The sequence below is a fragment of the Arthrobacter sedimenti genome, assembly GCF_042652025.1.
Taxonomy (GTDB): Bacteria; Actinomycetota; Actinomycetes; order Actinomycetales; family Micrococcaceae; genus Arthrobacter; species Arthrobacter sedimenti.
In genome coordinates this window covers 43,589-68,130 of the sequence record NZ_JBHSDQ010000011.1, presented here as the reverse complement: position 1 = coordinate 68,130, position 24,542 = coordinate 43,589, and the positions used below count along the sequence as shown (strand labels likewise).

The window sequence follows — 24,542 nt, the reverse complement described above, 5'->3', positions numbered from 1 at the left end:
TCTTCTAGGTGGTTCGGCCGGACTGCTGATGAAAACCTTCGGGTTGAGTTCAGCGGAGAACGGCGGAACCAGCGGGCTGTAGCGCAGCTTGGTAGCGCACTTGACTGGGGGTCAAGGGGTCGCAGGTTCAAATCCTGTCAGCCCGACCGAAAAGCGGAAAGCGCCGGAGAATTTCTCCGGCGCTTTCCGCTTTTTTGGCGTCGTGGTCATGAGTGGCCCCGCACCTTCCTCCGGACAAATCACCCCGGAGGCCGGGGGTGGTTTGTCCGGATGGGGGTGTCCTGGGCGGGACGCGCCATCACAGCGGGCCGGCTAGCCGAGGGCGGCGTCGAGGGTGACGAAGCCGTAACCCGCCGCCCGGAGCTGGGAAATCACCTCGGGGAGTGCAGCGGCGTCGAGCGTTGAACCGTCGTCGGGGTTCGAGCCGAGGTGCATCAGGACGATCTCCCCGGGCTGCGCGGAAGCCATGACGCGCTGGACGATGAAGCCCGGGCCGCGCGTTCCGTTCATGGTGCCTGCCCAGCCCAGGGTGTCAACGGTCCACCGAATCGCCGCGTAGCCGGCGGAGTTGGCGTCTGCGACCGTACGGGAATCGCGGGCGCCGAAGGGGAAGCGGAAGAACGGGAGCGGGTCGGCTCCAGCGGCCTCGATGGTCCTCTGCGCGCTGTTGATCTCGGCTGCGATCTGGGCGTCGGTCAGGGTGGTGAAATCCGGGTGGGTCATCGAATGGTTGCCGATCCGATGCCCCGCGTTGTAGATCAGCGCCGGGTCTGCGGGGAACTGGTTGACCCAGTCTCCGGTGAGGAAGAACGTACCAGGGACGCCGTTGGCGGCGAGGGTGGCGAGGACCGAACGGAGGGCGGCGTCGTTGGCGCCGGCGTCGAACGTAAGCGCGACAACCTTCTGTGTAGTCGGAATGCGCTCAAGGTCTACGCCCAGGAGCGCTGACGGGACGCTCGTGTAGACGACCTCGGTCCTGCCGCTGGCAGCGTGCCACAGGATCGATCCGTGCTGGAAGTCGTTGCGGCGCCCGCCCGTGATGCCGTACTCGCCGCTGACCGGGTAACCGAGCCGGCTGCGCTCCCAACCGAGGGCCGCCCACTGGGCCCGGATGGCCCCATACACCTCGTGGGCTCCAGTGGCCGGCGACCAGTAGATCGACGAGCCGGCGTTCGTGCCGCTGAAGTGGTTGTACCTGCCGGTGCCGTCGGGGGCGCCAGTCTCGTCCGTCACTGGGAATCCGAGCAAGCCGGCCGGCCCCCCTAGCTCCAAATAGCGTCCGCGGATGGCCCCGTGCACCTCGTGGGCTCCGGTGCCGGGGCTCCAGTAGATTGTGCCGCGCTCGAAGTCGTTGTACTGGCCGCCACCGCCCGGAGTCGCGGTCTCGTCCGTCACCGGGAAGCCAAAGAACCCCGCGGGCCCGCCCAGTGCCAGATAGGTGCCGCGGATGGCCCCGTGCACCTCGTGGGCTCCGGTGCCGGGGCTCCAGTAGATTGTGCCGCGCTCGAAGTCGTTGTACTGGCCGCCACCGCCGGAAGTGGCGGCCTCGTCGGTGAGCGGGAAGCCCAGGTAGCCGCCCGGTCCGCCGAACGCCAGATAGCGTCCGCGGATGGCCCCGTGCACCTCGTGGGCTCCGGTGCCGGGGCTCCAGTAGATCGTGCCACGGGCAAAGTCGTTGTACCGGCCGGGGGCGCCCGGGGTGGCGGTCTCGTCCGTTAAGGGGAAGCCAAAGAACCCGGCCGGGCCGCCCAGCGCGAGATAGCGTCCGCGGATCGCCCCGTGCACCTCGCGCGCCCCGGTGCCGGGGCTCCAGTAGATCGTGCCGGCGGTGTAGTCCTGGGCGCGGCCTCCAGCGATGTCATACGCGCCGCCGACTGGCGTGCCGAGGAATGATGCGCTGCCCCCGAGCTGCTCATAGTGCTGGATGATGGCGTCGTCGCCAGCCTGCAGGACCGCCATCGACGCCGGAACGCTCTGCTGCGAGGCTGCCGCCGCTGTAGCCGCGGGCGGCGCCAAGGCAGTGCCCCCGGGACCACCGCCGAGGGCGAGGGCCAAGGCTATTCCGAGGACGGCGAATCGAGACCGGCGCATGGTGGCCCCTTAGAACTGATCGAGACTTGCGAGCCTTGATCAGGACGCTACGCCGCAGGGGCCTGCGCGGGCAGGACCGGAAGTCCCGAATTGCAGACTTCGGTGCCGGATCATCCTACTTCAGGAACTTCGAGGTCCTGCGGTCAGCCAGGATCTTGCCCTTGGTCTGGCACGTGGGGCAGTACTGCAGGGCCATGTCCGCGAACGACACCTCCCGGACAGTGTCGCCGCAGACAGGGCAGGGCTGGCCGGTCCGGGCGTGCACGCGCATGTGGCTGCGCTTAACGTCCTTCAGGTCCTTTGGAGGCTTGCCGCTGGCCTCCGCCAGCGCCTCGCCCAACACGCTGTGGATGGCGTCGTACAGCACCTGCACGGTGTCCCGGTCCAGGGACTTTGCGATTGCGAACGGCGAGATCCGGGCGGCATGCAGGATTTCGTCGCTGTAGGCATTCCCAATGCCTGCAATGACGCTCTGGCTGCGCAGGAGTCCCTTGATCTGCTGTGAACTGCCGGCCAGGATTTCAGCCAGCATGTCGGCGTCGAACGCTTCGGTAAAAGGATCGGGGCCCAGCGTGGCGATGCCCGGCACCTCCTGCGGATCCCGCACCACGTAGACGGCCAGGCTCTTCTTGGTGCCCGCCTCCGTCAGGTCCAGCCCGCGGGGCCCATCCGGACCCGAGAATGCGCACCGGACCGCGATGAGGCCCTTGCCCATCCGGAGCTGGCTGTCGGCAGGGGAGTCGGTGAAACGCACCCAGCCTGCCCTCGCCAGGTGGAACACCAGCGACACGCCGTCCGTGTCGATGCTGATGAACTTTCCGAACCTGCGTACGCCTGACACCATGCGTCCCTCTATGGCGTTGAAGGGCGGATCCGCCGTCTTGAGTACGGCAAAGGAGACGATCTGCAGTTTGGTGACCAGGCAGCCCCGCAGCTGTTCATCCAGGAACCCGGCGAGGCCGGCGACTTCAGGCAGTTCCGGCATGGCCTACCCGCCCAGTTCCAGGGACGCTGCACCGATGCTTGCATTCATGGCCCCATCTTGTCAGAAAGCCCCCGTGCCGGCCCCGGCAGTTATGCCTATACTTTCAGCGGCGGCCCGTTCTGCGGGCCCCTTTTGACATTGGCGTGTACCCCGATGAAAGGCCCCCCATGAGCAACATTCCCGAAGACCTGTCCTACACCGCGGAACATGAGTGGGTCACCGCCCCCAATGCCGATGGCGTGGTCCGCGTGGGAATCACCGATTTTGCCCAAGACGCCCTTGGAGATGTCGTTTACGCCCAGATGCCCGAAGTGGGCACGAAGATTACGGCAAACGAAGTGGTGGGCGAAGTCGAGTCCACCAAGAGCGTGAGCGACATCTACGCGCCCGTTTCCGGAGAAGTCGTGGGCCGCAACGACTCCCTGGACAGCGATTCGGCCCTGATCAACACCGATCCCTACGGTGACGGCTGGCTCATCGAGGTCAAACTCGCCGAACCTGACGCCGTTGAGTCCCTGCTCAGTGCATCCGAGTACGAACAACAGGTAGGCTAAAGCTAACCGGTAATTCCGGTCCGGCCCCGCGCCGCAGGCAATGCGTCTTCGCACGTCAAGCCGGGAACGGGAGCCGGCGCCGGACCTGCTGGCAGGGTCGGTAGAGCAAACGTTGGTTGTGGGTTTGGTGCCCGCAACGTCTAAGAGGAGGAATCCATGGCTGGCCACAGACACAACCCTGCCGATGGGGATTACGGCACGGGTGCGGCTAGGGCGTCGGAGACCACCTCGATCCATCTCACCCCCGTCACCGACGAACCCACCATCGCCCCCAAGCTGTCCTCGGATGAGCGCAACTCGGTTGAGGCGCTGCCCGCGGGATCGGCGCTGCTCGTAGCCCACAGCGGCCCGAATGCCGGTGCCCGGTTCCTGCTGGACTCGGACGTGACCACCGCGGGCCGCCACCCGGACGCGGACATCTTCCTGGACGACGTCACGGTGTCGCGCCGCCACGTCGAATTCCGGCGCACCGCGCGCAGCTTCGAAGTGGTGGACAAGAACAGCCTCAACGGCACCTACGTCAACCATGACCGCGTGGACCGCGTCGAGCTGAAGTCCGGCAGCGAAGTCCAGATCGGCAAGTTCCGCCTCACCTTCTACCTGAGCCCTGCCACGGCTGCAGGCCGCAGCTGACCCGGGGACCGCTGCCTGTGGCAATGGCACAACCGGAACGCCGGGGCCCCCAGGTCCTGAATATCGGCGAAGTCCTCGCCCAGCTGAGCGCCGACTTCCCGGGCATGACCGCGTCGAAGATCCGCTTCCTCGAGGAAAAGGGACTCATCAACCCGCGGCGCACCCCTGCTGGATACCGGCAGTATTCGGACGGCGACGTGGAGCGGCTGCGCTTTGTGCTGGCCCTGCAGCGGGACCAGTACCTGCCCCTGAAAGTCATCAAGGACTATCTTGATGCCATTGACAGGGGAGAGCGCCCGGAGAACCTGCCGCCCGGCGTCGTGGTTTCCCCACGCATCGTCTCCGACGAGCTGGCCGCGGAGCTGCAGAACCGCGGCCGGAAGCTCAGCGAGGAACAGCTCCGCACCGAATCCGGCGCCAGCGTTCCCCTCCTGCAGTCACTCTTGAGCTTCGGCCTCATCAGCCACAGCAACGGACAGTTCGACGAGCACGCCCTCCAGGTTGCCCGCGCCTGCGTCCAGCTGGAAAGCCACGGCCTGGAACCCCGGCACCTGAGGCCCTTCCAGGCAGCGGCCGAACGGGAATTCGGCCTGGTGGAACGTGCGGTCGCGCCGCTTGCCTCCCGCAAGGACTCGGCATCGCAGGCGCGGGCAGCGGAGGCCGCCCGCGAGATCAGCGACCTCTGCCTCACCCTGCACAGGGCCCTGGTGCAGGACCACATCTCACGCATGGACATCTGATGATCGAAGTCGAGATTGTAGGCGTTCGCATCGAACTGCCTTCCAACCAGCCGCTGGTCCTGCTCAAGGAGATGCACGGCGAACGCCACGTGCCCATTTGGATCGGCACCCCGGAAGCCAGCGCCATCGCCCTGGCCCAGCAGGGCGTGGTCCCGCCCCGGCCCATGACCCATGACCTGCTCGTGGACGTCGTGGAGTCACTTGGCCACTCCGTGGTCAGCGTCAACATCGTGGCCGTGGAGGACAACATCTTCTACGGGCAGTTGCAGTTCGAAAACGGAACCACGGTCAGCTCGCGCGCTTCGGACGCGCTGGCGGTGGCACTGCGCGCCAAGTGCCGGATCTGGTGCGCCGATTCGGTGATGGACGAGGCCGGCGTCCGGATTACCGAGCACGACGAGGGGGAGGACGCCGAGCCTGGCCCCACCGTCGACGAGGAGCGCGAACTACGCCGCTTCCGAGAGTTCCTGGACGACGTGGAACCCGAGGATTTCGACGGCTAAGGTCACGTTAAGGTTAAAGTTAAGGCTGAAAGTTTCGACACGCCTCTTTCAAGCCCCGAAGGTCTTTGACCTCGGGACCCGCCGGGCCTAACGTCGAAGTATCAAGTTTCCTTGCTTACGGCAGCCGCGCAAGTCACACTGGAAAGTGCGCCCCGCGGAAAAATTACACGCATGGTCTTCATGCCAGGCAGCCGTATCAGTACCAAGGGAGCGTACGACAAGGAGGATCCAGGTGAGTCCCAAAGGCGAAGCAGGCGGGCTAAAGCAGCCCAAGGCTGGTGTTGCTGTGCCCGTAAGTGGTGCCCAGGGCCTCCTGTTCACCGAGGACCTTCCCGTGCTGGACGAAGACGCCGGCTACCGCGGGCCCACCGCCTGCAAGGCTGCGGGCATCACCTACCGCCAACTCGATTACTGGGCCCGTACCGGTCTTGTCGAACCGGCCGTCCGTGGCGCTGCAGGATCCGGGTCCCAGCGGCTGTACGGATTCCGCGACATCCTGGTGCTCAAGGTGGTCAAGCGGCTCCTCGATACCGGCGTGTCCCTGCAGCAGATCCGCACCGCCGTGGAACACCTGCGCGAGCGTGGGGTTGAGGACCTGGCGCAGATCACGCTTATGAGCGACGGCGCCAGCGTCTACGAATGCACGTCGGCGGATGAGGTTATTGACCTGGTCCAGGGCGGCCAGGGCGTCTTCGGCATTGCCGTTGGCCGGGTATGGCGCGAGGTGGAAGGCAGCCTGGCTTCGCTGCCCAGCGAACACGCCGCCGAGCAGTCCTTTCCCGACGACGAACTCAGCAAGCGCCGCGCCGCGCGGAAGATCAGCTGACCCGTAGATCAACGAATCAGGGGCCGCCCTCCGGCTGGAGGGCGGCCCCTGGACGTTTAAGCGTGGGCGCGCTGCGGGGCTGACCGGCCGTCCGTCTAGCGGGCCCGGCTCCGCAGGCCGCTGCGGGAGGCCATGAGGTTGGACAGAAGGTCGTCAAACAGGCCGGCCGCGGACTTGGCCGAGTCCCCGGGCCAGTGGTGGACGGGATGGGCGGCGCCCTGGATCTGCTGCCAGTTGGCCTGTTCCGGAATGCGGGGGCTCAGCAGGAGTTCCCCGAACATGGACTCCATTTCGGCCAGCCGGTACGTGTGCTCCGATGAGCCGCTCCGGACACGGTTTGCCACAATCCCGGCCGGAGACAGATTGGGAGCGAACTCCTGCTTGAACAGCTGAATGGCCCGCATGGTGCGTTCCGTGCCGGCCACCGAGAACAGGCCGGGTTCGGCAACCAGGGCAACCTTGTCGCTGGCGGCCCAGGCCATGCGCGTCAGGCCGTTGAGGGACGGCGGGCAGTCGATCAGCACCAGTTGGTAGTCGTTGGCACCTGCAAGCACGGCGGAAAGCCGTCGGAGGTCGCGGCGGCCCAGGTCCGGCCGGTCGTAGATCCCGGTGTAGGCGGAGCCGACGGCGACATCCAGGACGGCGGGCCCGGAACCGTTCGGGGGAGTGCGGTCAGCCCAGCTGCTGCGGACCACGTTCTCCGCGATTTTTGCCCTGCGGGGGCTCTTGAGCATCCTGCCAATGTCCAACTGGTCGCCGGGTTGGACGCCCAGGGCGGTGGTGGCGTCGGCATGCGGATCGAGGTCCACCACCAGCGTGCGTACTCCCGCGGCCAGCGCCGCAGATGCCAATCCTGTGGTGACGGAAGTCTTGCCGACTCCACCCTTGAGGCTGCTGATGCTGACTACTTGCACTTGAGAGACCAAAACCTAACGCCGGATGCCGTGTTGGGAGTAATGTTTGCCTCGGCAGAGCCGAAGCCGGACGGTCCTGCCGCCCTACTCATCATATGTTGATGCGTCGGCGAATCCTGCTTTATCGGGCGTCGGCATGCCAGCGACTGTGCTGCCGGGGCGGTTTCGGCCAGCCGGGCTGAAAGCGTTCGGGACATGACGGGAAAATCTGTGACCGTGACCACAAAGATTTGTGTTTGTCCTTGTAGGTCCTAGACACTGTGACCACTCATCGATCCACCCAGCAATGATGCAGGAGAAGTATGTTTTCCAAAGTTCTGGTGGCCAACCGCGGTGAAATCGCGATCAGGGCCTTCCGCGCAGGCTACGAGCTGGGCGCCAAGACCGTTGCCGTTTTTCCCCAAGAGGACCGAAACTCAATCCACCGCCAGAAAGCGGACGAGGCCTACCTGATTGGCGAGGAGGGACACCCCGTCCGGGCATACCTCGATGTGGCGGAGGTGGTGCGGGTCGCCAAGGAGTCTGGAGCTGACGCCATCTACCCGGGCTACGGCTTCCTTTCGGAGAACCCGGAGCTGGCACGTGCGGCAAAGGAGGCGGGCATCACCTTCGTGGGGCCGCCCGCCGAAGTGCTGGAGCTTGCGGGCAACAAGGTGGCGGCACTGAAGGCCGCCCGCGAGGCCGGCGTGCCGGTCCTCAAGTCCAGCGAGCCGTCCAAGGACCTCGATGAGCTCCTGGCAGCGGCCGATGAGATCGGATTCCCCATCTTCGCCAAGGCTGTTGCCGGCGGCGGCGGCCGCGGCATGCGCCGGGTTGATACCCGCGAAGCCCTGCCCGAGGCCCTGAAGTCGGCCATGCGGGAAGCTGATGCCGCATTCGGCGACCCCACCATGTTCCTTGAGCAGGCGGTCCTCCGCCCGCGGCATATCGAAGTGCAGATCCTGGCGGACGCCGAGGGCAACGTCATGCACCTGTTCGAGCGTGACTGTTCCATCCAGCGGCGGCACCAGAAGGTCATCGAGATCGCTCCTGCCCCCAACCTGGACGACAACATCCGGCAGGCCCTCTACCGGGACGCCGTGAAGTTTGCCCAGGCATTGAAGTACGTCAACGCCGGAACGGTGGAGTTCCTGGTGGACACCGAGGGTGAGCGGGCAGGCCAGCACGTGTTCATCGAAATGAACCCGCGCATCCAGGTGGAGCACACGGTTACCGAGGAAGTCACGGACGTGGACCTGGTCCAGGCCCAGATGCGGATTGCCGCCGGCGAGACGCTCGCCGACCTTGGCCTCTCCCAGGACACGGTCAAGCTTCGCGGCGCAGCCCTCCAGAGCCGGATCACCACGGAGGATCCCGCCAACGGTTTCCGTCCCGACGTCGGAAAGATCACCGGGTACCGCTCGGCCGGCGGCGCGGGTGTCCGCCTGGACGGCGGCACGGTGTACTCCGGCGCCGAAATCAGCCCCCACTTCGACTCCATGCTGGTCAAGCTCACCTGCCGCGGCAGGGACTATCCCACGGCGGTCGCCCGCGCCCGCCGTGCCCTGGCTGAGTTCCGCATCCGCGGTGTCTCCACGAACATCCCCTTCCTCCAGGCCGTACTGGACGATCCCGACTTCATCGCCGGGGATGTGGCCACCAACTTCATCGACCAGCGCCCGGAGCTGCTCAAGGCCCGTGTCTCGGCCGACCGCGGCACCAAGCTCCTCACCTGGTTGGCCGACGTCACCGTCAACAAGCCCAACGGTGAGCTGGCCGTTCACTCGGACCCTGCCCACAAGCTGCCCGATGTGAAGGACAGGCAGGCAGTACCCGGTTCACGGCAGAAGCTCCTTGAGCTGGGCCCGGAAGCCTTTGCGAAGGCGCTGCGTGAGCAGAATGCCGTTGCCGTCACCGACACCACCTTCCGCGACGCGCACCAGTCCTTGCTGGCCACCCGCGTCCGCACCCGCGACCTCGTAGCCGCGGGCCCCGCCGTTACAGCCCTAATGCCGCAGCTGCTGTCCGTTGAGGCGTGGGGTGGCGCCACCTACGACGTGGCGCTGCGCTTCCTGGGCGAGGACCCCTGGGACCGGCTGGCGGCCCTGCGCAAGGCCATGCCCAACGTCTGCATCCAGATGCTGCTGCGCGGCCGCAATACGGTGGGGTACACGCCCTACCCGGAAGAGGTCACCGAAGCCTTCGTCAACGAGGCCGCCGCCACCGGCATCGACATCTTCCGCATCTTCGACGCCCTGAACGACGTCAACCAGATGGCTCCGGCCATCCGCGCAGTCCGGGCCACCGGCACCGCCGTGGCAGAGGTGGCACTCTGCTACACCGGCGACATGCTGGACCCGGAAGAGAAGCTCTACACCCTGGACTACTACCTGGGGCTGGCGCAGAAGATCGTCGACGCCGGGGCCCACATCCTGGCCATCAAGGACATGGCCGGGCTGCTGCGGCCCGCCGCTGCCGCGAAGCTCGTCGCGGCGCTCCGGGATCGCTTCGACCTGCCGGTCCACCTGCACACCCATGACACCGCAGGTGGGCAGCTGGCTACGCTCCTGTCGGCTGTCGACGCCGGTGTGGATGCCGTGGACGTGGCGTCCGCGTCGCTGGCCGGCACCACCAGCCAGGTGTCGGCGTCGGCCCTTGTTGCTGCCCTGGCCCACACACCGCGGGACACCGGCCTCAGCCTGGACGCCGTCAGCTCACTCGAGCCGTACTGGGAAGCGGTCCGCCGCGTCTACGCCCCCTTCGAATCGGGGCTGCCCGGGCCCACCGGCCGGGTGTACAAGCACGAGATCCCCGGCGGCCAGCTGTCCAACCTGCGCCAGCAGGCCATGGCCCTGGGCCTGGGGGAGCGGTTCGAAGCGATCGAGGATATGTACACCGCCGCCGACCGCATCCTGGGCCACCTGGTGAAGGTCACACCGTCCTCCAAGGTGGTGGGCGACCTCGCCCTGCACCTGGTGGGCCTTAACGCCGATCCGGCGGACTTCGAAGCGAACCCGCAGAACTACGACATCCCCGACTCCGTCATCGGCTTCCTGTCCGGCGAGCTCGGTGATCCTCCCGGGGGCTGGCCCGAGCCCTTCCGCACCAAGGCCCTGCAGGGCAGGAGCGTGAAGGTCCGCGACGTCGAACTGAGCTCCGAGGACAGCGCCGCCTTGAAGTCCGACTCGAAGACCCGCCAGCACACGCTGAACCGGCTGCTCTTCGATGGCCCCACGAAGGACTACCTGAAGAGCGTGGAGACGTACGGCAACATTTCCGTCCTGGACACCCGCGACTACCTCTACGGCCTCCAGCGCGGCACCGAGCACGAGATCCAGCTGGAGCGCGGCGTCCGCCTCATCGCCTCCTTGGAAGCCGTCTCGGAGCCGGACGAGAAGGGGATGCGCACCGTCATGTGCACCCTCAACGGCCAGTCCCGTCCCGTGGTAGTGCGTGACCGTTCCGTGGTGAGCAACGTCAAGGCCGCCGAAAAGGCCGATCCCGCCCAGCCCGGCCAGGTGGCCGCACCGTTCGCCGGCGCCGTTACCGTCACGGTCAAGCCCGGCGATACGGTCAAGGCAGGAGACACCGTGGCCACCATCGAGGCCATGAAGATGGAAGCATCCATCACGACGCCGGTGGCCGGCAAGGTCTCCCGCCTCGCCATCTCCGCCGTCGAGCAGGTCCAGGGCGGAGACCTGATACTGGTCGTCGAGCAGTAGGAAGTTCCAGGCACAACGAAAGGGTCCTCCCAAGGCGGGAGGACCCTTTCGTTGTTGTAGGCGTCAGGGGCGCGGGGCTGAGTACATCTCTTCGATGACGGTTTCGAAGTCCTTCATGACCTGTGCCCTTTTCACCTTCATGGACGGGGTCAGGTGGCCGGACGCTTCGGTGAAGTCGGCCGGGACAATGCGGAAGGACTTGATGGCCTCGGCCTGGGAAACTGATGTGTTGGCTGCGGTGATCAGGTCCTGGACTGCAGCCTTCACCACGGGGTTGGCGGCTGCCTGCTCCAGCGTGGTGTCTGCGGGGAGGTTGTGGCGCTGGAGCCAGCCCGGCAGGGCTTCCTGGTCCAGGGTTACGAGGGCCCCGATGAAGGGCCTGTTGTCGCCCACCACGAGCACCTGTGACACCAGGGCGTCGGCCCGGATCTGGTCTTCGAGCAGGGCAGGTATGACGTTCTTGCCGCCGGCGGTGACGATGATTTCCTTCTTGCGGCCGGTAATCCAGACGAAGCCCTCGTCATCCAGTCGGCCGATGTCCCCGGTGTGGAACCAGCCGTCAGTGAAGGCTTCTGCGGTGAGGTCATCCCGCTGGTAGTAGCCCCGCATGACGCAGACGCCCTTGGCCAGGATCTCGCCGTCGTCGGCAATCTTCACCGCGTTGCCCGGCAGCGGCTTGCCCACCGAGCCGATCTTGATCCGCGACGGCGTATTCACCGTGATGGGGGCGGTGGTCTCGGTGAGGCCGTAGCCCTCCAGCACCTGCAGGCCGATGCCCTGGAAGAAGTGCCCCAGCCGCTCGCCCAGGGGGCCGCCGCCGGACACCGCGTGGGCCACGTGTCCACCCATGGCCGCCCGCAGCTTGCCGTAGACCAGCTTGTCGAACAAAGCGTGCCGCAGCTTCAGGCCCAGCCCCACCCGTCCGTCTTGCCGGGCCTTCGAGAAGGCGATGGCGGTTTCGGCGGCGCGGTGGAAGATGGCGCCCTTCCCGCCGTCCTCTGCCTTGGTCAGCGCGGAGTTGTAAACCTTTTCGAAGACCCTGGGCACGGCCAGGATGAAGGTCGGTTCGTAGCTCTGCAGGTCGGCCAGCAGGTTCTTGATATCAGGGGTGTGGGCCACCGTGGTTCCGGCGGCCATGGCCAGGACCGAGATGTAGCGGGCGAACACATGGGCCAGAGGCAGGAACATGATGGTCTTGGCCTTCTCATGGACGATCTCGCCGATGATGGCCAGGGCGTTGTCCGAGAGTTCCACGAAGTTGCCGTGCGTGAGCTCGCAGCCTTTGGGACGTCCGGTGGTTCCGGAGGTGTAGATGATGGTGGCCACATCGTGGAGCCCGGCTGCGCTGCGGCGGGATTCCAGCTCGTCATCACTGACGTCCCGGCCCGCCTCCCGGAGGCTGTCCAAGCCGTTGCCCTCGAGCTGCCACACGTGCTGGACCGCTGTGAGCCCTTCGGCGGTGACGGCCTGGCGGATGACGTTCTCGTGGTGGGCGGATTCGCCGAAAGCGGCAACGGCGCCGGAGTCCCCGAGGTTCCAGGCGACCTGGGAGGGGGAGGAAGTTTCATAAATTGGAACGGAAACCGCGCCGGCGAACCAGATGGAGAAGTCCACCAGGGACCACTCGTAGCGGGTGCGGGACATGATGCCCACACGGTCCCCGGCGCCCACTCCGCTGGCGATCAGGCCTTTGGCCAGCGCCTTGACGTCAGCGAGGAACTCGGAGGCTGGGACGTCGCGCCAGGAACCTGCCGGGTCCAGGCGGGAAAACAGTGCCGGATTGCTGGGCTTCTCCGCCTGCCGCAACACCAGGTCGGTGATGTTGGTTTCCGGCGGGACAACAACCAGGGGCGGAACACTGAATTCGCGCACTATAGCTCCTTTGATATCTGAAGTCCCGCGCAGGGGGTTGCCTAAAGACTAGTACCCCGGGCGGAACAGTGCAGTACATAAACCTACTGGCGAGTAACTTAGCCGTCAATGGACGCGGCGTGCGGCCCGATATGTCAAGACAATCTTGCCGCCCGCCTAGAATGGGGGACTATGTACGGACCGTTGCCCGGCAATCAGGCCGGCCCCCTGAAAAGACCAGCTCCCTGGCGCCGCCGTCCCGCCACCTACCGCGCCGGACAGCTCCGCCTGGGCCGCAAGGGACTGGCCATCGGGATAGATATCGGTGGAACGAAGGTAGCCGCGGGTGTGGTGGATGCAGAGGGGCGCATCCTCAGCGAGGCCCGCCGCTCCACCCCCGGAACGGATCCCCGCGCGGTGGAGCAGGTCATCGTGGAACTGGTGGAGGAGCTCAGCCAGGGGCACCGAATCTGGTCTGTGGGCATCGGCGCTGCCGGGTGGATGGACCTGGCCGGCGGAACCGTCCTCTTCAGCCCACACTTGGCCTGGCGCAACGAGCCGTTGCGTGAGAACCTCCAGCGGCTGCTCCGACGGCCGGTACTCCTGACCAACGACGCCGACGCGGCAGCATGGGCCGAGTGGCGCTTCGGTGCCGGCCAGGGGGAGGACCGGCTGGTCTGCATCACGCTGGGCACCGGTATTGGCGGTGCCATGGTGATGGACGGCAGGGTGGAGCGCGGCCGGTTCGGCGTGGCAGGGGAGTTCGGTCACCAGATCATCATGCCCGGGGGCCACCGGTGCGAATGCGGCAACCGTGGATGCTGGGAACAGTATGCGTCCGGCAACGCCCTGGGGCGGGAAGCGAGGCTGCTGGCCCGGTCCAACTCGCCGGTGGCGCAGGACCTGCTGGCAGCCGTGCACGGACATCCCGAAGCCATCACCGGCGCCATCGTGACCGAATTGGCATTGGCCGGCGACCGCGCTTCCCGCGAGCTGATCGAGGAAGTCGGGGAATGGCTTGGACTTGGTCTGGCCAACCTGGCGGCAGCCCTGGACCCGGGCCTCTTCGTGATCGGCGGCGGCCTCTGCTCGGCCGGCGACCTGCTGGTGGAGCCCGCCCGCAAAGCCTTCGCCCGTAACCTGACGGGCCGGGGCTTCCGCCCGGCCGCGGGCATCGAGCTTGCGGCCCTGGGTCCCAACGCGGGGCTCATCGGCGCCGCGGACCTTTCGCGAGTCAGCAGCCGCGTCCGCAGCTGACCGCGGGGCTTGTTGGCTACAACTTAGCTGACGACGACGGCGGGCCGGGGCGCGCTACACCCTGGCGCCGTCGTCGTCCCCGTTCTTTTCCTGCGGCAGCTTCATGATCAGGTACACCGTCCCAAGGACGAACGCGGCAACGATGCCGACAATGGCCAGCAGGGGCGCCGAGCGCCAGAACATCGCCGACAACAGCAGTGCCACGGGGCCACCCACGGCACCGAGCCAGGCCAGCATGGTCAGCGGCTCGGTGCCGGCCAGGCTGGGCGGTTCCTCCGGCACGAACTCTTCGTCGCCGTCGTCCAGTTCATAGTCCCTGGGACCCTCCGGGGCGGCGCTTGCGCCCTGCCCTCCTGCCTCCGCCTGGCGTTCCGCCGCGGACAGTTCGGCAGGGGCAGTCCCAGCCAGGCCCAGCGGATCGAAGTCGCGGAAGGAGGGCGCCACCGGCGTTTCCGGGGCGGTTTCCGTCCCGGCGGGCGGCTGTTCCCCGGCTCCGGGGGAATCGGGGCGTATCGCCACCGCGTCCGACTCAAGCCGTGCCACCAGGTCCAGCCATACGGCGTCGTCCTGGTTGGCCCCCTGGTCAGGCTGTTCCGAGTCAGGCCTGTTCACCGCGCACCTCCTGTCCTGACCGTGCAGGGCTGGCCGCCGTTATCTGCAGCACGCGCCGGATAAAGTCCACTGAACCCTCGAAGATGCGGTCGGCGTCGTTGTCCAGGGTGGCCACGTGGTAGCTGTTCTCAAGCCGGACCACTTCCAGTTGGGCATGCGACAGGCCGCGCCGCAGGACGTCCATGCTCGCATCAGACACCACGTGGTCCACGGTGGAGCGGTAAACCTGGACGGGGGCTGTGACCCGGGGAAGGAGCCGGACCGTGTCCTTGAACATCTTGTTCAATTCGTGGGCCGCGGCCACGGGCGTGCGGGCATAGGCGCCCTCATCCACCCCCGCTTTAAGGATGTCGTTGCCAATCGATGGGGTGCTCTTCAAAACCAGCTTGAGGAGTCCGGCCAGCGGCGCCCTCGGATCGTCAATCACCAGGCCGGGGTTCACCAGCAGCACACCAGCCACGGGGCGGGTGGCGGCGACGCGCAGGGCGAGGGTACCGCCCATGCTCAGGCCGGCTGCGAAAACCTGGTCGCATTCGGCGTCCAATTCCAGGAAGGCATCATCCAGGGCGCCGTGCCATTGCTGCCAGCGGGTGCGGGCAAGCTCCTGCCACGTGGTCCCATGCCCCGGCAGCAGAGGCATCCGGACGGCGAAACCGGCCGCCGCGAATGCCTGGGCCCAGGCGCGAAGGCCATGCGGGCTCCCCGTGAAGCCGTGGGACAGCACCACTCCCGTGCGGGGCCCTTCGCCGCTGAAGGCGCTGCTGAACGGGCTGTGGTCAGGGCCGGACGTCATGGCGTCTCCAAGGTAGTGGTGCGGCGGGCGTGGCCGGCGAAAAATTCGCCCGATCCGGCGAAGATGGCGGGCGCGTCAACGTCCAGAGTAGCCACATGTCCGCTGCTGGCAAGCTCCTCCACCTCCACAAGGTTCGCGCCCAGCCCTTTCCGCAGCAGGGCTAGGGAGGTCGGCGGCACCACGGCGTCCGTGCGCGACTTGAAAACCTGGACGGGAGCGTCCACGCTGGGCAGGCCGCGCTCGGCGGCACGGAACAGTTTCTTCAACTCGTGCACCGCAGACAGGGGAGTCAGCGCGTAGTCGCCGTCGTCGGTTGCGGGGGCGCCGGTCTGGTCCTCCTGGAGGGGGACGGTGGTGCGCTGGACGTACTTAAGGAGGCCGATGATCCGGACACGCCAGTCGTAGAAGCTCAGGCCCGGGTTGACTACGCTGACCCCCGCCACCGGATGGCGGGCGGCGGCAAGGAGCGCGATGGCGCCGCCCATCGACAGGCCCGCGGTGAAGCAGGCGTCCGTCCGCGCAGCAAGGTCAAGGTAAGCCTTTTCGTAGCTGCGGTACCAGTCCTTCCAGCCGGTCAGTGCGAGTTGGCGCCAGTCTGTCCCGTGCCCGGGCAGGAGAGGGACGGCCACCGCGTACCCGAGGTCCGCCAGGTGCTGCGCCCATGGCATGATGCTCAGCGGGCTGCCCGTAAATCCGTGGCATAAGGCCACCCCGATGCGGGCATTGGCGCCGTGGCCTGGATAGCTGAAAGCGGCCGGACGGGGCGGAATGCTGCTTTCAGTCATGACTCCATCGTGTCACTGTTCCACCCAAATCTCACTAGAGTAGGGTTGCATTGAATCGCTGGCCAGGCCCGATGCGGGGACTGGAAGCTGCCTTCCGGAGAGGTTCACCACGTGTTCTATTGGGTCATGAAAAGGATCTTCCTCGGTCCGGCGATCAAGCTGCTTTTTCGGCCCTGGGTCAAAGGCCTGGACAACATCCCGGCGCAGGGGGCGGCCATCATCGCTTCCAACCACCTCTCGTTTTCCGATTCGATCTTCATGCCCCTCATGGTGCGCCGGCCCGTGGTCTTCCTGGCAAAATCGGAGTACTTCACCGGGACGGGCATCAAGGGCAGGCTGACAGCCGCGTTCTTCCGCCTCACCAACCAGCTGCCCATGGACAGGTCCGGCGGCGCAGCTTCCGCCGCATCCTTGAATGCGGGAATGGAAGTGCTCAACGCAGGCGGCCTGCTGGGCATCTACCCCGAGGGCACGCGGAGCCCCGATGGGCGGATGTACCGCGGAAAGGTGGGCGTGGCCAGGCTGGCACTGCAGGCGGGCGTCCCCGTCATCCCCGTTGCCATGATCGGCACCGACAAAGTCCAGCCCATTGGCAAAAGGCTGCCCAACATCCGAAGGATCGGCATGATCTTCGGTGAACCCCTGGACTTCAGCCAGTTCCGGGAGCAGGCCGAGGACAGGACGGTCCAGCGCACGGTCACGGACGAGATCATGTCCAGCCTGCTGCGGCTCTCGGGGCAGGAGTACGTGGACGAATATGCGGCCGTGGTGAAACTTCGGCTGGCCGGCAAGCCCGGGGAAGCAAAGGCGGCAGCCGAGCCCCTGGCCGCCCCGGTGGCAGCCGAGGGAGAGTTCGTGCTGGACACCGGTGCCGGCAGTCCGGCCGCCGGGCCTCCTGACGTGGAGGACGACGCCGGCACAACAGCGGCGGGATAGGGGAACCTTCGCGGGGGACACACCGCAGTTGTGACGGGCAGAGCCGGCAGCGTGACGCCCCGGTGCCCTCCGGCGTCCCCCTGCCGCTAGTCTTAGAGGGTGACTGAGCTATCTGCAAAACCCGCCTTTTCGCTGTCCAGCACCGCCCAGAGCGGAGCGGCCAACTATCCCGGACTGGACCACTGGCGGGACCTCCCCATTTCCCAGCAGCCCAGCTGGCAGGACCGGGAAGTCTTTGATGCGTCTGTGAAGGAGTTGTCCGTCCTTCCGCCGCTGGTATTCGCAGGCGAAGTGGACGTGCTTCGTGAGCGGCTGGCCGCTGCGGCCCAGGGCAAGGCGTTCCTGCTGCAGGGCGGCGACTGCGCGGAAACCTTCGAAGCCGCTACGGCGGACAAGATCAGCGCCCGCGTCAAGACCATCCTCCAGATGGCCGTGGTGCTCACCTACGGTGCGGCCATGCCCGTAATCAAGATGGGCCGGATGGCAGGCCAATTCGCCAAACCCCGTTCCTCCAACGACGAAACCCGCGACGGCGTCACCCTGCCGGCCTACCGCGGCGACATCGTCAACGGCTACGAGTTCACCCCGGAATCCCGCGGACACGACGCCTCCCGTATGCTGCGCGCGTACCACACCTCCGCGTCCACCCTGAACCTCATCCGGGCCTTCACACAGGGCGGCTTCGCGGACCTTCGCTCCGTCCACCAGTGGAACAAGGGGTTCACCGAGAATCCCGCGCACGCCCGTTACGAGTCGCTGGCCAGGGACATCGACCGTGCCATCAAGTTCATGGACTCCTGCGGCGCCGACTTCGAGGCACTCAAGCGGGTCGAGTTCTTCGCAAGCCACGAGGCCCTGCTGCTGGATTACGAACGGGCCCTGACCCGCATCGACTCCCGCACCGGCTTCCCCTACGACACCTCCGCGCACTTCCTGTGGATCGGGGAACGCACCCGCGAACTGGACCACGCCCACGTCGACTTCCTGTCACGCGTGCGCAACCCCATCGGCGTCAAGCTCGGCCCGTCCACCACCGGCGATGACGCCCTGCGCCTGATCGACAAGCTGGACCCGGACCGCGAGCCCGGCCGTCTGACGTTCATCACCCGCATGGGCGCCGGCAACATCCGTGAAAAGCTGCCCGCCGTCGTCGAGAAGGTCACCGCCTCGGGCGCGCAGGTCCTGTGGGTCACCGACCCCATGCACGGCAACACGGTCACCTCGCCCAACGGCTACAAGACACGAAATTTCGACGACGTCATCGACGAAGTGCGCGGGTTCTTCGAGGTACACCACGGCTTGGGGACGGTGCCGGGTGGCCTCCACGTGGAGATGACCGGCGACGACGTGGCCGAATGCCTGGGCGGCGCGGACCCGATCGACCAGGATGCGTTCCTGGACCGTTACGAGTCTGTCTGCGATCCGCGACTGAACCACATGCAGTCCCTCGAAATGGCCTTCCTGGTGGCCGGCGCCCTCGCCAAGCACTAGGGACACCACTGCCAAAGGTGGGCCGGCGGTGCCGGCCCACCTTTGCTATACCACGGTGATGGTGACGACCGAGCCCTCCGGGACCTCCCGGTCCACCGGCGACTGGTCCCGCACGGTGCCGAAGAAACCACCGAGGATGTTATTTACCCGGACCTGGAAACCCAGTGCCTCCAGCGCCTTGCGCGCCTCGGAGGCCTGCTTGCCAATGTAGCTGGGGACGTTCACCATTCTGGGGCCCTTGGAGATGGTCAAGGTCACCGTCCCGCCCCTGGTCAGTGTCCCGTTGGCCGGGGACTGGCTGGCCACGTCGCCCTCCGGGACGTTCCGGACGAACACCTCATCCGGGGCCACCCGGGCTGTAAGGCCCGCGGCCTCGATTGCCGCCACGGCGTCATCCTCGGACTTACCTATGACGGAGGGAACTGCAATCGGCTGTGGACCCTTGGAAACCGCAAGTGCCACCGGGGTGCCATGACGTGCGGGGGTGCCGGCTGCCGGGTCCTGCGACAGGACGATGCCCGCCTCCGCGTCTTCATCGAACTTTTCGGCCACGGTCCCCAGGGCCATCTGCGCCGCGTTCAGGGAACTCTTTGCTTGGTCCAGCGTGCCACCGGTGAGGTTCGGCAAGGGAAACAGCTGAGGACCCTTGGAGACCAGCAGGGAGACGGGCTGGAACTTCCGGATCTCGGTCCCCGCAGCCGGCTCACTGCCCACCACCAGTCCGGAGGGCACCTCGTCGTCGAACACATCGCTCGTCGTGGAACGGAAACCCACCCCGCTCAGGACCTGCTGGGCCTGGGCCACTGTCTTGTTGGCTACGGCGGGTACGGCGGCGGCCGCGCCGGGCCCCATGCCGAAAAACCATCCCGCGCCGGTGGCCAGCAATGCGGCGAGGATCAGGACCAGGACCCAGAGGACGCCGCGTCGCCGTGGGTTTCCCTCCCGCAGCGTACGCACCGGGGTGGCAGCGGCCACGGCCCGGAGTTTTTCGTCTTCCTTGTCGGCACGGCGCTGGGCCCGTTTGCCCAGCCGGGGCGGCGGGGGAGACCACTCGCCGTCCGAATCGTCGTCGTCGGGCAGTGCCAGCCCGGGGCGCTGGTGGTAGGCCACGCGGGCGGTGTGAGCCTGTCCTTCGTCCACCGTGTGCTGTCCGGGCGTTAAGTGCCCGGGCGGGTACGGCGGCGCAGCAGGCCGCGAAGGCGGCAGCAACGTTGTCGGGTTGCTGGCGCGCGCCAGGACCTCGGTGTGGTGCTGCGACGCGGGACCAACCGCTGCGGGCGGCAGCAGGTCGAGTTCGGCGTCCGTGAGGTGGGTCCGGATATGCCGCAGTTCCTGAAGCAGCGCGTTGCCGTCCACCGGCCGGTTCTCGGGATCATTGGCCGTGCACCACTGCACCAGCTCGTCCACCTCTCCCGCCAGACCGGGCACCTGGTCCGACGGCGGCCCAACCGTCCCGTTGACGTGCTGGTAGGCCACCTGGATGGGAACCTCGCCCTCGAACGGCTGCCGGCCGGTCAGCATTTCATACAGCATGATCCCCACGGAATAGACATCGCTGCGCGCGTCTGCCGGCTTGCCCAAAACCAGCTCCGGTGAGATGTAGGCCACCGTCCCGATCAGCGCTCCGGTGCTGGTTGAACTGGTGACGGCACGGGCCAGGCCAAAATCACCGATCTTGATCCTGCCGTCATCGGCGATCAGGACATTTTCGGGCTTCACATCACGATGGATGAAACCCGCTGCGTGCGCCGCGCCCAAACCCTCCACCACGGGATCAATCAGTGCCAGCGCCAGCCTGGGCGGCAGGGCGCCCCGGTCCCGGATGACATCCCTGAGCGTGTGGCCCTTGATGTACTCCATGACAAGGTAGGCCGTGGTGCCGTCATTGCCTTGGTCCAGGACGCCCACCACGTGGGGATGCGACAGCCGGGCAGCTGCCTTTGCTTCCCGGCCCAGCCTGCCAAGGAAGTTCTCGTCAGCAGCAAGGTGCGGATGCAGCACCTTGAGCGCCACTTCGCGGTCCAGCCTCTGGTCCACGGCGAGATAGACAGTTGACATGCCGCCGCGGGCAAGCCTGGAGATGACTGCGTAGCGGTTGTCCACCAGCGTCCCTGCAACGGGGTCCGACACGTGTTCCTGCACCTTATGATCCTAATCCCGCAGCAAAACGCGCCCGAAACGAAAGCGGGTCCGAACCGGTAACGGTTCGGACCCGCACTACTGCACTGGTCAGTGTCAGGAGCTCACCTGAAGTTCTTCTGGTGGGCCTTGATCGCTGCAAGGTATGCCTTGGTGTCGTCGTACATGCCGTACTTGCTCACCGAGTACTGGCCCTGGTAGTAACCGGCGATCGCAGTGTCCTGGTCCTTGCTGGTGGCCAGCAGCTGCCGGATGATGGCCACGCCGGCTGCGGCGTTGTCGTAAGGGTCCAGCAGGTTCAGCTTCCGTCCCACCAGGTCCGACGCCCACTGACCGGAGCTGGGAATGACCTGCATGGTGCCGATTGCGTTCGCCGGTGATACGGCGCGCTGGTTGAAACCGGACTCCTGGAAGGCAAAGGCAAGGGCCAGGGAAGTATCCACACCCATGCGGCGCGCCGTGTCGGCAACGATGTTCTTCATCTCCTCCCGCGAGGGAACGGGTGAAGCGTTCAGCAAAGCTTTGTTCTCATTGGCCGAGCTGACAACAGCAGCCGGGTAGCTGAATCCGAGGAACGAGCTGGGCACCAGGGGAGCAGCAGCCGGCTGGGGTGCCGCGGGCTGCGCTGCCGGCTGGCCGGAGCCACCGGGGATGACCAGTTTGCTGCCTGGATAAATGATGGTGCTCATGCTCAGCTTGTTGGCAGACAGCAGGTCCGACAGCTTTACGCCGTTGCGGGACGCAATGGCCGAGAGTGTGTCGCCGGCTTTGATCGTGTAGGACCCTGTTGCCGGTGCCGAGGTGCTGGCCAGGGCGGCGGGTGCGGGTGCTGGAGCCGCCGGCGCGGGTGCGGCCGGAGCAGGGGCGGACCCGCCGCCCACCTTGATCTTCTGTCCGGGATAGATGATGGAACGCATGGAGAGGTTGTTCCATGTGAAGACATCCGACAGCGCCACGTTGTGCCTGGCCGCGATGGCGCCCAGGGTGTCGCCGGACTTCACTGTATAGGTTGCCCCGGCGCCTGGCGCCGGGGCTGCAGGGGCAGCGGCGGGCGCAGGCGCGGGTGCGGCGGGAGCAGGCGAACCGGACAGCTTGAGCTTCTGGCCAGGGTAAATGATGGTGTTGGCCTGCAGGTTGTTCAGCTTGAGGATCTCACCTGTGTCCAGGCCGAAACGGCCCGCGATAGCGCTGACCGTATCGCCGCGGACGATCGTGTACTCGGCGGGGGCCGCCGGCTGGGCCGGCTGGAATGCTGCCGGAATGGTGGTGGAGACAACAGAAGCCGGGATCACAGCGCCGGCTGCCTTCGCGTCGGCTTGGGCCTTCATTGCAGCTGCGAGGCTGCTGGGGATGCTCCGCGCGGGCTGCTGCGCTGCAGCGGGCTGGGCAAGGGCCAGGGATGACAGGACGACCGCTGGCAGTGCCGCGGTGGTGGCGGCAATCATCGGCAGACTCGGCTTGGGGGGCTGCTTGGGCGAGCGGGACATCGTCATCGGAAAGAATCCTCTTCTCAACTGCGGGTGCGGACGCGGACGGGGATGCCGCTGTCAATCTTGATACTACTGTGACTTAAGTTATTCCTGTTACAACTGTGATGAATGTGAATCTCTCATGAATTTGCGATTAGCACAAGAAATTCCTGATTCCGTGTAATGCCTTCTTTTCGGGAGTGTCCGCAGGCCAGGGCCGGAATGAATTGCCCCGACTAGGCGCCGGGGCGGGCCACATGGCAACCTTGATCCGTGAGTAATGTAGAAAACCTGGTGGGCGAGTGGTTGCCACTGCCCGATGTCGCCCGTTTATTGGATGTTTCCATCACCAAGGTCCACAGCCTTATTGATGAACGTGCGCTGGCGGCGCTGCGGGTGGGGGAACGAAAAATCCGGTCCGTTCCGGCCGAATTCATCCAGGACGGCCAGGTGGTGGACAGCCTGAAGGGCACCATTGTGGTGTTGGCTGACGCCGGTTACTCGGACGAGGACCTTATTGTCTGGCTGTTTACTGCCGACGAGTCACTGCGCGGCCGCCCTATAGATGCCCTGCGCGAAGGCCGCAAGGCCGAAATCAGGCGCAGGGCCCAGACCCTGGCCTGGTAAACGTCCGCCTCAGGAGGCTCGGCTGACGGCCGCTTCAGCCAGCTTCCGCAGCGCGGTTTTGGGCAACTCCTCCAAGGGGAGCCCGTCAAGTGCCTCGAAGGCCGCAGCGCCGAATTCACTAATAAGGACCTCGGTGGCCTGCAACGCTCCGGAATCCTCGATGATGCGCCGGATTTCCACGATGTCATCGTCCGAAAGCCCGGGGCTGCCCAGGCTCGCATCAATGAATGCGGACTCTTCAGGGGAAGCCTGGGCCAGGGCGAGGGCCACCAGGACAGTGCGCTTTCCTTCGCGCAAATCGTCGCCTGCCGGTTTGCCGGTGGTGACAGGATCGCCAAACACGCCAAGGACGTCATCGCGGAGCTGGAAGGCTTCGCCGAGTGGAAGGGCGAAGGCGGAATAGCCGCGGAGCAATTCATTCGTTGCTCCGGCGAGGGCTCCGCCCAGGGCCAGGGGGTGCTCGGTGGAGTATTTGGCGCTCTTGAACCGGATGATGGACTGCGCCCTTCCGACCGCCCCCGCCCGGTCCCGGACAGGTCCCGCCACTTCCTCCAGGATGTCCAGGTACTGGCCGGCCATGACCTCTGCGCGCATCAGGTTGAAAATCAGCCTCGCCCTGCTTCCCGACGCAGCCCGTTCGCCGATATCGGTAAACGCCTCCTCGCTGAAGGACAGGCAAAGATCGCCCGCAAGGATGGCTGCCGCCTGGCCAAACCGTTCGCTGTCCAGGGCCCAGCCCTGGGAGGTATGCAGCTGGCTGAAGCGCCGATGCACGCTGGGACCACCGCGCCGGGTGTCGGAGCGGTCGATGATGTCGTCGTGGATCAATGCGGCGGCCTGGAACAGCTCAAGCGCAGCGCCGGCTGTGACCACCTGGCTGGCTCCGGCCTCGCCCCCTGCGCCGCGCCAGCCCCAGTAGCACATCAGGGCACGGAGGCGCTTGCCGCCGGTGACCAGGTTCGAGATGGAACCCATGATTGGTTCGATATCCGGGGAGATGCCGGACATTACTGACTGCCTCTCGGTCAGGAACCCAGTCAGTTCGCCTGCCACACCCGCCACGAAGTCGGCTTGTTCATTCCGTAGCTGCTCTGCCCCGGTCACTTGGCTGACTCAGCTGCCACGTTGGCGCCGATGGTGAACGTGGAAACGCCGGCGGCTTCAACCACTGAGAGGTTGACGGTCTCGTTGTCACCGCGGACGAAATCCTTGGAAGCGACTCCGCCCACCTTGTCCCCGGGGACGGCCTTGAAGCCTTGGCCTTCCAAGGCTTTTGTATAGAAGTCAAGGACGGAGGCGGTGGGGGCCGTGACGGTCCCGACAAGGGCGGCCGTGGCCGGGGCGGAGGCCTTGTCGAAGCTGCTGGACACGACTGTTGCCCCGGTCATCAGGGGGAGGAGCTGCTGCGGAAAGCCCGCCACCACCGCGCCGACCGTCGCGGAGGTATTCGGTGACGCCGACGGGCTGGGAGCGGCCGTGAGGGTGGACTGGGTGGCAGCAACGGACGCGGACTGGGATGGCTCTGCCTGTCCGGATGGGGTCTGGCTGCAGGCGGCCAGGGCCAGCACCGCCGCAGCGGCAAGCGCGGCCAAGCCTGCTGGCTTAGAGATTCCAATAGCCGTCACAGAGACTTTC

Annotated in this window: 21 protein-coding genes and 1 tRNA gene; 11 read left to right on the top strand and 11 right to left on the bottom strand. The window is 66.3% G+C overall.

Annotation, left to right across the window (positions count from 1 at the left end; translation table 11 throughout):
* Nucleotides 1–72: 72 nt before the first annotated feature.
* A tRNA-Pro gene (locus ACFO0G_RS18720) sits at nt 73–146 on the top strand.
* Nucleotides 147–312: 166 nt separating this feature from the next.
* Here the strand turns inward: ACFO0G_RS18720 and ACFO0G_RS18715 are convergent.
* Together ACFO0G_RS18715 and ACFO0G_RS18710 are read right to left on the bottom strand one after the other, a co-directional pair.
* On the bottom strand, nt 313–2,091 hold the full coding sequence (locus tag ACFO0G_RS18715) for a polysaccharide deacetylase family protein (RefSeq protein ID WP_286403303.1): 1,779 nt from the start codon (nt 2,089–2,091) through the stop codon (nt 313–315).
* A gap of 115 nt (nt 2,092–2,206) precedes the next feature.
* Nucleotides 2,207–3,076, bottom strand: coding sequence for an Fpg/Nei family DNA glycosylase (locus tag ACFO0G_RS18710; RefSeq protein WP_376979475.1), 870 nt, complete (start codon nt 3,074–3,076; stop codon nt 2,207–2,209).
* 167 nt (nt 3,077–3,243) lie between these two features.
* Between ACFO0G_RS18710 and gcvH the strand changes: the two genes are divergently transcribed.
* The 5 genes from gcvH (at nt 3,244) to ACFO0G_RS18685 (ending at nt 6,332) form a co-directional block, all read left to right on the top strand.
* A complete protein-coding gene (gene gcvH / locus ACFO0G_RS18705; RefSeq protein ID WP_142134386.1) occupies nt 3,244–3,630 on the top strand; it encodes a glycine cleavage system protein GcvH in 387 nt (128 codons plus the stop codon).
* 156 nt (nt 3,631–3,786) lie between these two features.
* A complete protein-coding gene (locus tag ACFO0G_RS18700) occupies nt 3,787–4,263 on the top strand; it encodes an FHA domain-containing protein (RefSeq protein WP_142134384.1) in 477 nt (158 codons plus the stop codon).
* A 23-nt stretch (nt 4,264–4,286) separates the two neighbouring features.
* Nucleotides 4,287–5,003, top strand: coding sequence for a transcriptional regulator FtsR (gene ftsR / locus ACFO0G_RS18695; RefSeq protein WP_018763526.1), 717 nt, complete (start codon nt 4,287–4,289; stop codon nt 5,001–5,003).
* On the top strand, nt 5,003–5,506 hold the full coding sequence (locus ACFO0G_RS18690) for a bifunctional nuclease family protein (RefSeq protein WP_056331728.1): 504 nt from the start codon (nt 5,003–5,005) through the stop codon (nt 5,504–5,506). Before ftsR ends, ACFO0G_RS18690 begins: the two co-directional genes overlap by 1 nt.
* Nucleotides 5,507–5,738: 232 nt before the next feature.
* On the top strand, nt 5,739–6,332 hold the full coding sequence (locus ACFO0G_RS18685) for a MerR family transcriptional regulator (protein WP_142134380.1): 594 nt from the start codon (nt 5,739–5,741) through the stop codon (nt 6,330–6,332).
* 95 nt (nt 6,333–6,427) lie between these two features.
* Here the strand turns inward: ACFO0G_RS18685 and ACFO0G_RS18680 are convergent, their stop codons facing one another.
* The gene (locus ACFO0G_RS18680) at nt 6,428–7,246 is read right to left on the bottom strand and encodes a ParA family protein (RefSeq protein ID WP_286403309.1); all 819 of its coding nucleotides are present in this window, start codon (nt 7,244–7,246) and stop codon (nt 6,428–6,430) included.
* Nucleotides 7,247–7,548: 302 nt separating this feature from the next.
* On the opposite strand from ACFO0G_RS18680, the gene ACFO0G_RS18675 reads away from it, so the two are divergent.
* Complete coding sequence (locus ACFO0G_RS18675) at nt 7,549–10,947, top strand: pyruvate carboxylase (RefSeq protein ID WP_376979472.1); 3,399 nt, start codon at nt 7,549–7,551, stop codon at nt 10,945–10,947.
* A gap of 63 nt (nt 10,948–11,010) precedes the next feature.
* Here the strand turns inward: ACFO0G_RS18675 and ACFO0G_RS18670 are convergent, their stop codons facing one another.
* Nucleotides 11,011–12,819 (bottom strand): AMP-dependent synthetase/ligase, encoded by a 1,809-nt coding sequence (locus ACFO0G_RS18670; protein ID WP_376979470.1) that lies wholly within the window; start codon nt 12,817–12,819, stop codon nt 11,011–11,013.
* A gap of 171 nt (nt 12,820–12,990) precedes the next feature.
* Here ACFO0G_RS18670 and ACFO0G_RS18665 point away from each other — a divergent pair, with 171 nt between their 5' ends.
* Nucleotides 12,991–14,055, top strand: coding sequence for an ROK family glucokinase (locus tag ACFO0G_RS18665; protein WP_376979468.1), 1,065 nt, complete (start codon nt 12,991–12,993; stop codon nt 14,053–14,055).
* A 54-nt stretch (nt 14,056–14,109) separates the two neighbouring features.
* On the opposite strand, the gene ACFO0G_RS18660 is transcribed toward ACFO0G_RS18665, so the two are convergent.
* The 3 genes from ACFO0G_RS18660 to ACFO0G_RS18650 are packed head-to-tail and all read right to left on the bottom strand — an operon-like array spanning nt 14,110 to nt 16,245.
* The gene (locus ACFO0G_RS18660) at nt 14,110–14,667 is read right to left on the bottom strand and encodes a hypothetical protein (RefSeq protein WP_286403316.1); all 558 of its coding nucleotides are present in this window, start codon (nt 14,665–14,667) and stop codon (nt 14,110–14,112) included.
* Complete coding sequence (locus ACFO0G_RS18655; RefSeq protein WP_376979466.1) at nt 14,654–15,460, bottom strand: alpha/beta hydrolase; 807 nt, start codon at nt 15,458–15,460, stop codon at nt 14,654–14,656. Before ACFO0G_RS18655 ends, ACFO0G_RS18660 begins: the two co-directional genes overlap by 14 nt.
* Nucleotides 15,457–16,245 carry an alpha/beta hydrolase gene (locus ACFO0G_RS18650; protein WP_376979464.1) on the bottom strand — a complete coding sequence of 263 codons (789 nt, stop codon included), beginning with the start codon at nt 16,243–16,245 and terminating at the stop codon, nt 15,457–15,459. Before ACFO0G_RS18650 ends, ACFO0G_RS18655 begins: the two co-directional genes overlap by 4 nt.
* A gap of 111 nt (nt 16,246–16,356) precedes the next feature.
* Between ACFO0G_RS18650 and ACFO0G_RS18645 the strand changes: the two genes are divergently transcribed.
* Both ACFO0G_RS18645 and ACFO0G_RS18640 read left to right on the top strand, forming a co-directional pair.
* Nucleotides 16,357–17,181, top strand: a complete 825-nt coding sequence (locus ACFO0G_RS18645; protein ID WP_376979462.1) for a lysophospholipid acyltransferase family protein — start codon at nt 16,357–16,359, stop codon at nt 17,179–17,181.
* A gap of 99 nt (nt 17,182–17,280) precedes the next feature.
* Nucleotides 17,281–18,672 (top strand): class II 3-deoxy-7-phosphoheptulonate synthase, encoded by a 1,392-nt coding sequence (locus ACFO0G_RS18640; protein ID WP_286403324.1) that lies wholly within the window; start codon nt 17,281–17,283, stop codon nt 18,670–18,672.
* A gap of 45 nt (nt 18,673–18,717) precedes the next feature.
* Here the strand turns inward: ACFO0G_RS18640 and pknB are convergent, their stop codons facing one another.
* A complete protein-coding gene (gene pknB / locus ACFO0G_RS18635; protein WP_376979460.1) occupies nt 18,718–20,814 on the bottom strand; it encodes a Stk1 family PASTA domain-containing Ser/Thr kinase in 2,097 nt (698 codons plus the stop codon).
* A 101-nt stretch (nt 20,815–20,915) separates the two neighbouring features.
* Nucleotides 20,916–22,304, bottom strand: a complete 1,389-nt coding sequence (locus ACFO0G_RS18630; protein WP_376979458.1) for a LysM peptidoglycan-binding domain-containing protein — start codon at nt 22,302–22,304, stop codon at nt 20,916–20,918.
* A 249-nt stretch (nt 22,305–22,553) separates the two neighbouring features.
* Here ACFO0G_RS18630 and ACFO0G_RS18625 point away from each other — a divergent pair, with 249 nt between their 5' ends.
* On the top strand, nt 22,554–22,907 hold the full coding sequence (locus ACFO0G_RS18625; RefSeq protein WP_376979456.1) for an Rv2175c family DNA-binding protein: 354 nt from the start codon (nt 22,554–22,556) through the stop codon (nt 22,905–22,907).
* 9 nt (nt 22,908–22,916) lie between these two features.
* Here the strand turns inward: ACFO0G_RS18625 and ACFO0G_RS18620 are convergent, their stop codons facing one another.
* Both ACFO0G_RS18620 and ACFO0G_RS18615 read right to left on the bottom strand, forming a co-directional pair.
* Nucleotides 22,917–24,011 carry a polyprenyl synthetase family protein gene (locus tag ACFO0G_RS18620; RefSeq protein ID WP_286403329.1) on the bottom strand — a complete coding sequence of 365 codons (1,095 nt, stop codon included), beginning with the start codon at nt 24,009–24,011 and terminating at the stop codon, nt 22,917–22,919.
* A complete protein-coding gene (locus ACFO0G_RS18615; protein WP_286403331.1) occupies nt 24,008–24,532 on the bottom strand; it encodes a hypothetical protein in 525 nt (174 codons plus the stop codon). The genes ACFO0G_RS18620 and ACFO0G_RS18615 overlap by 4 nt, the downstream gene beginning before the upstream one ends.
* Between the last annotated feature and the right edge of the window lie 10 nt (nt 24,533–24,542).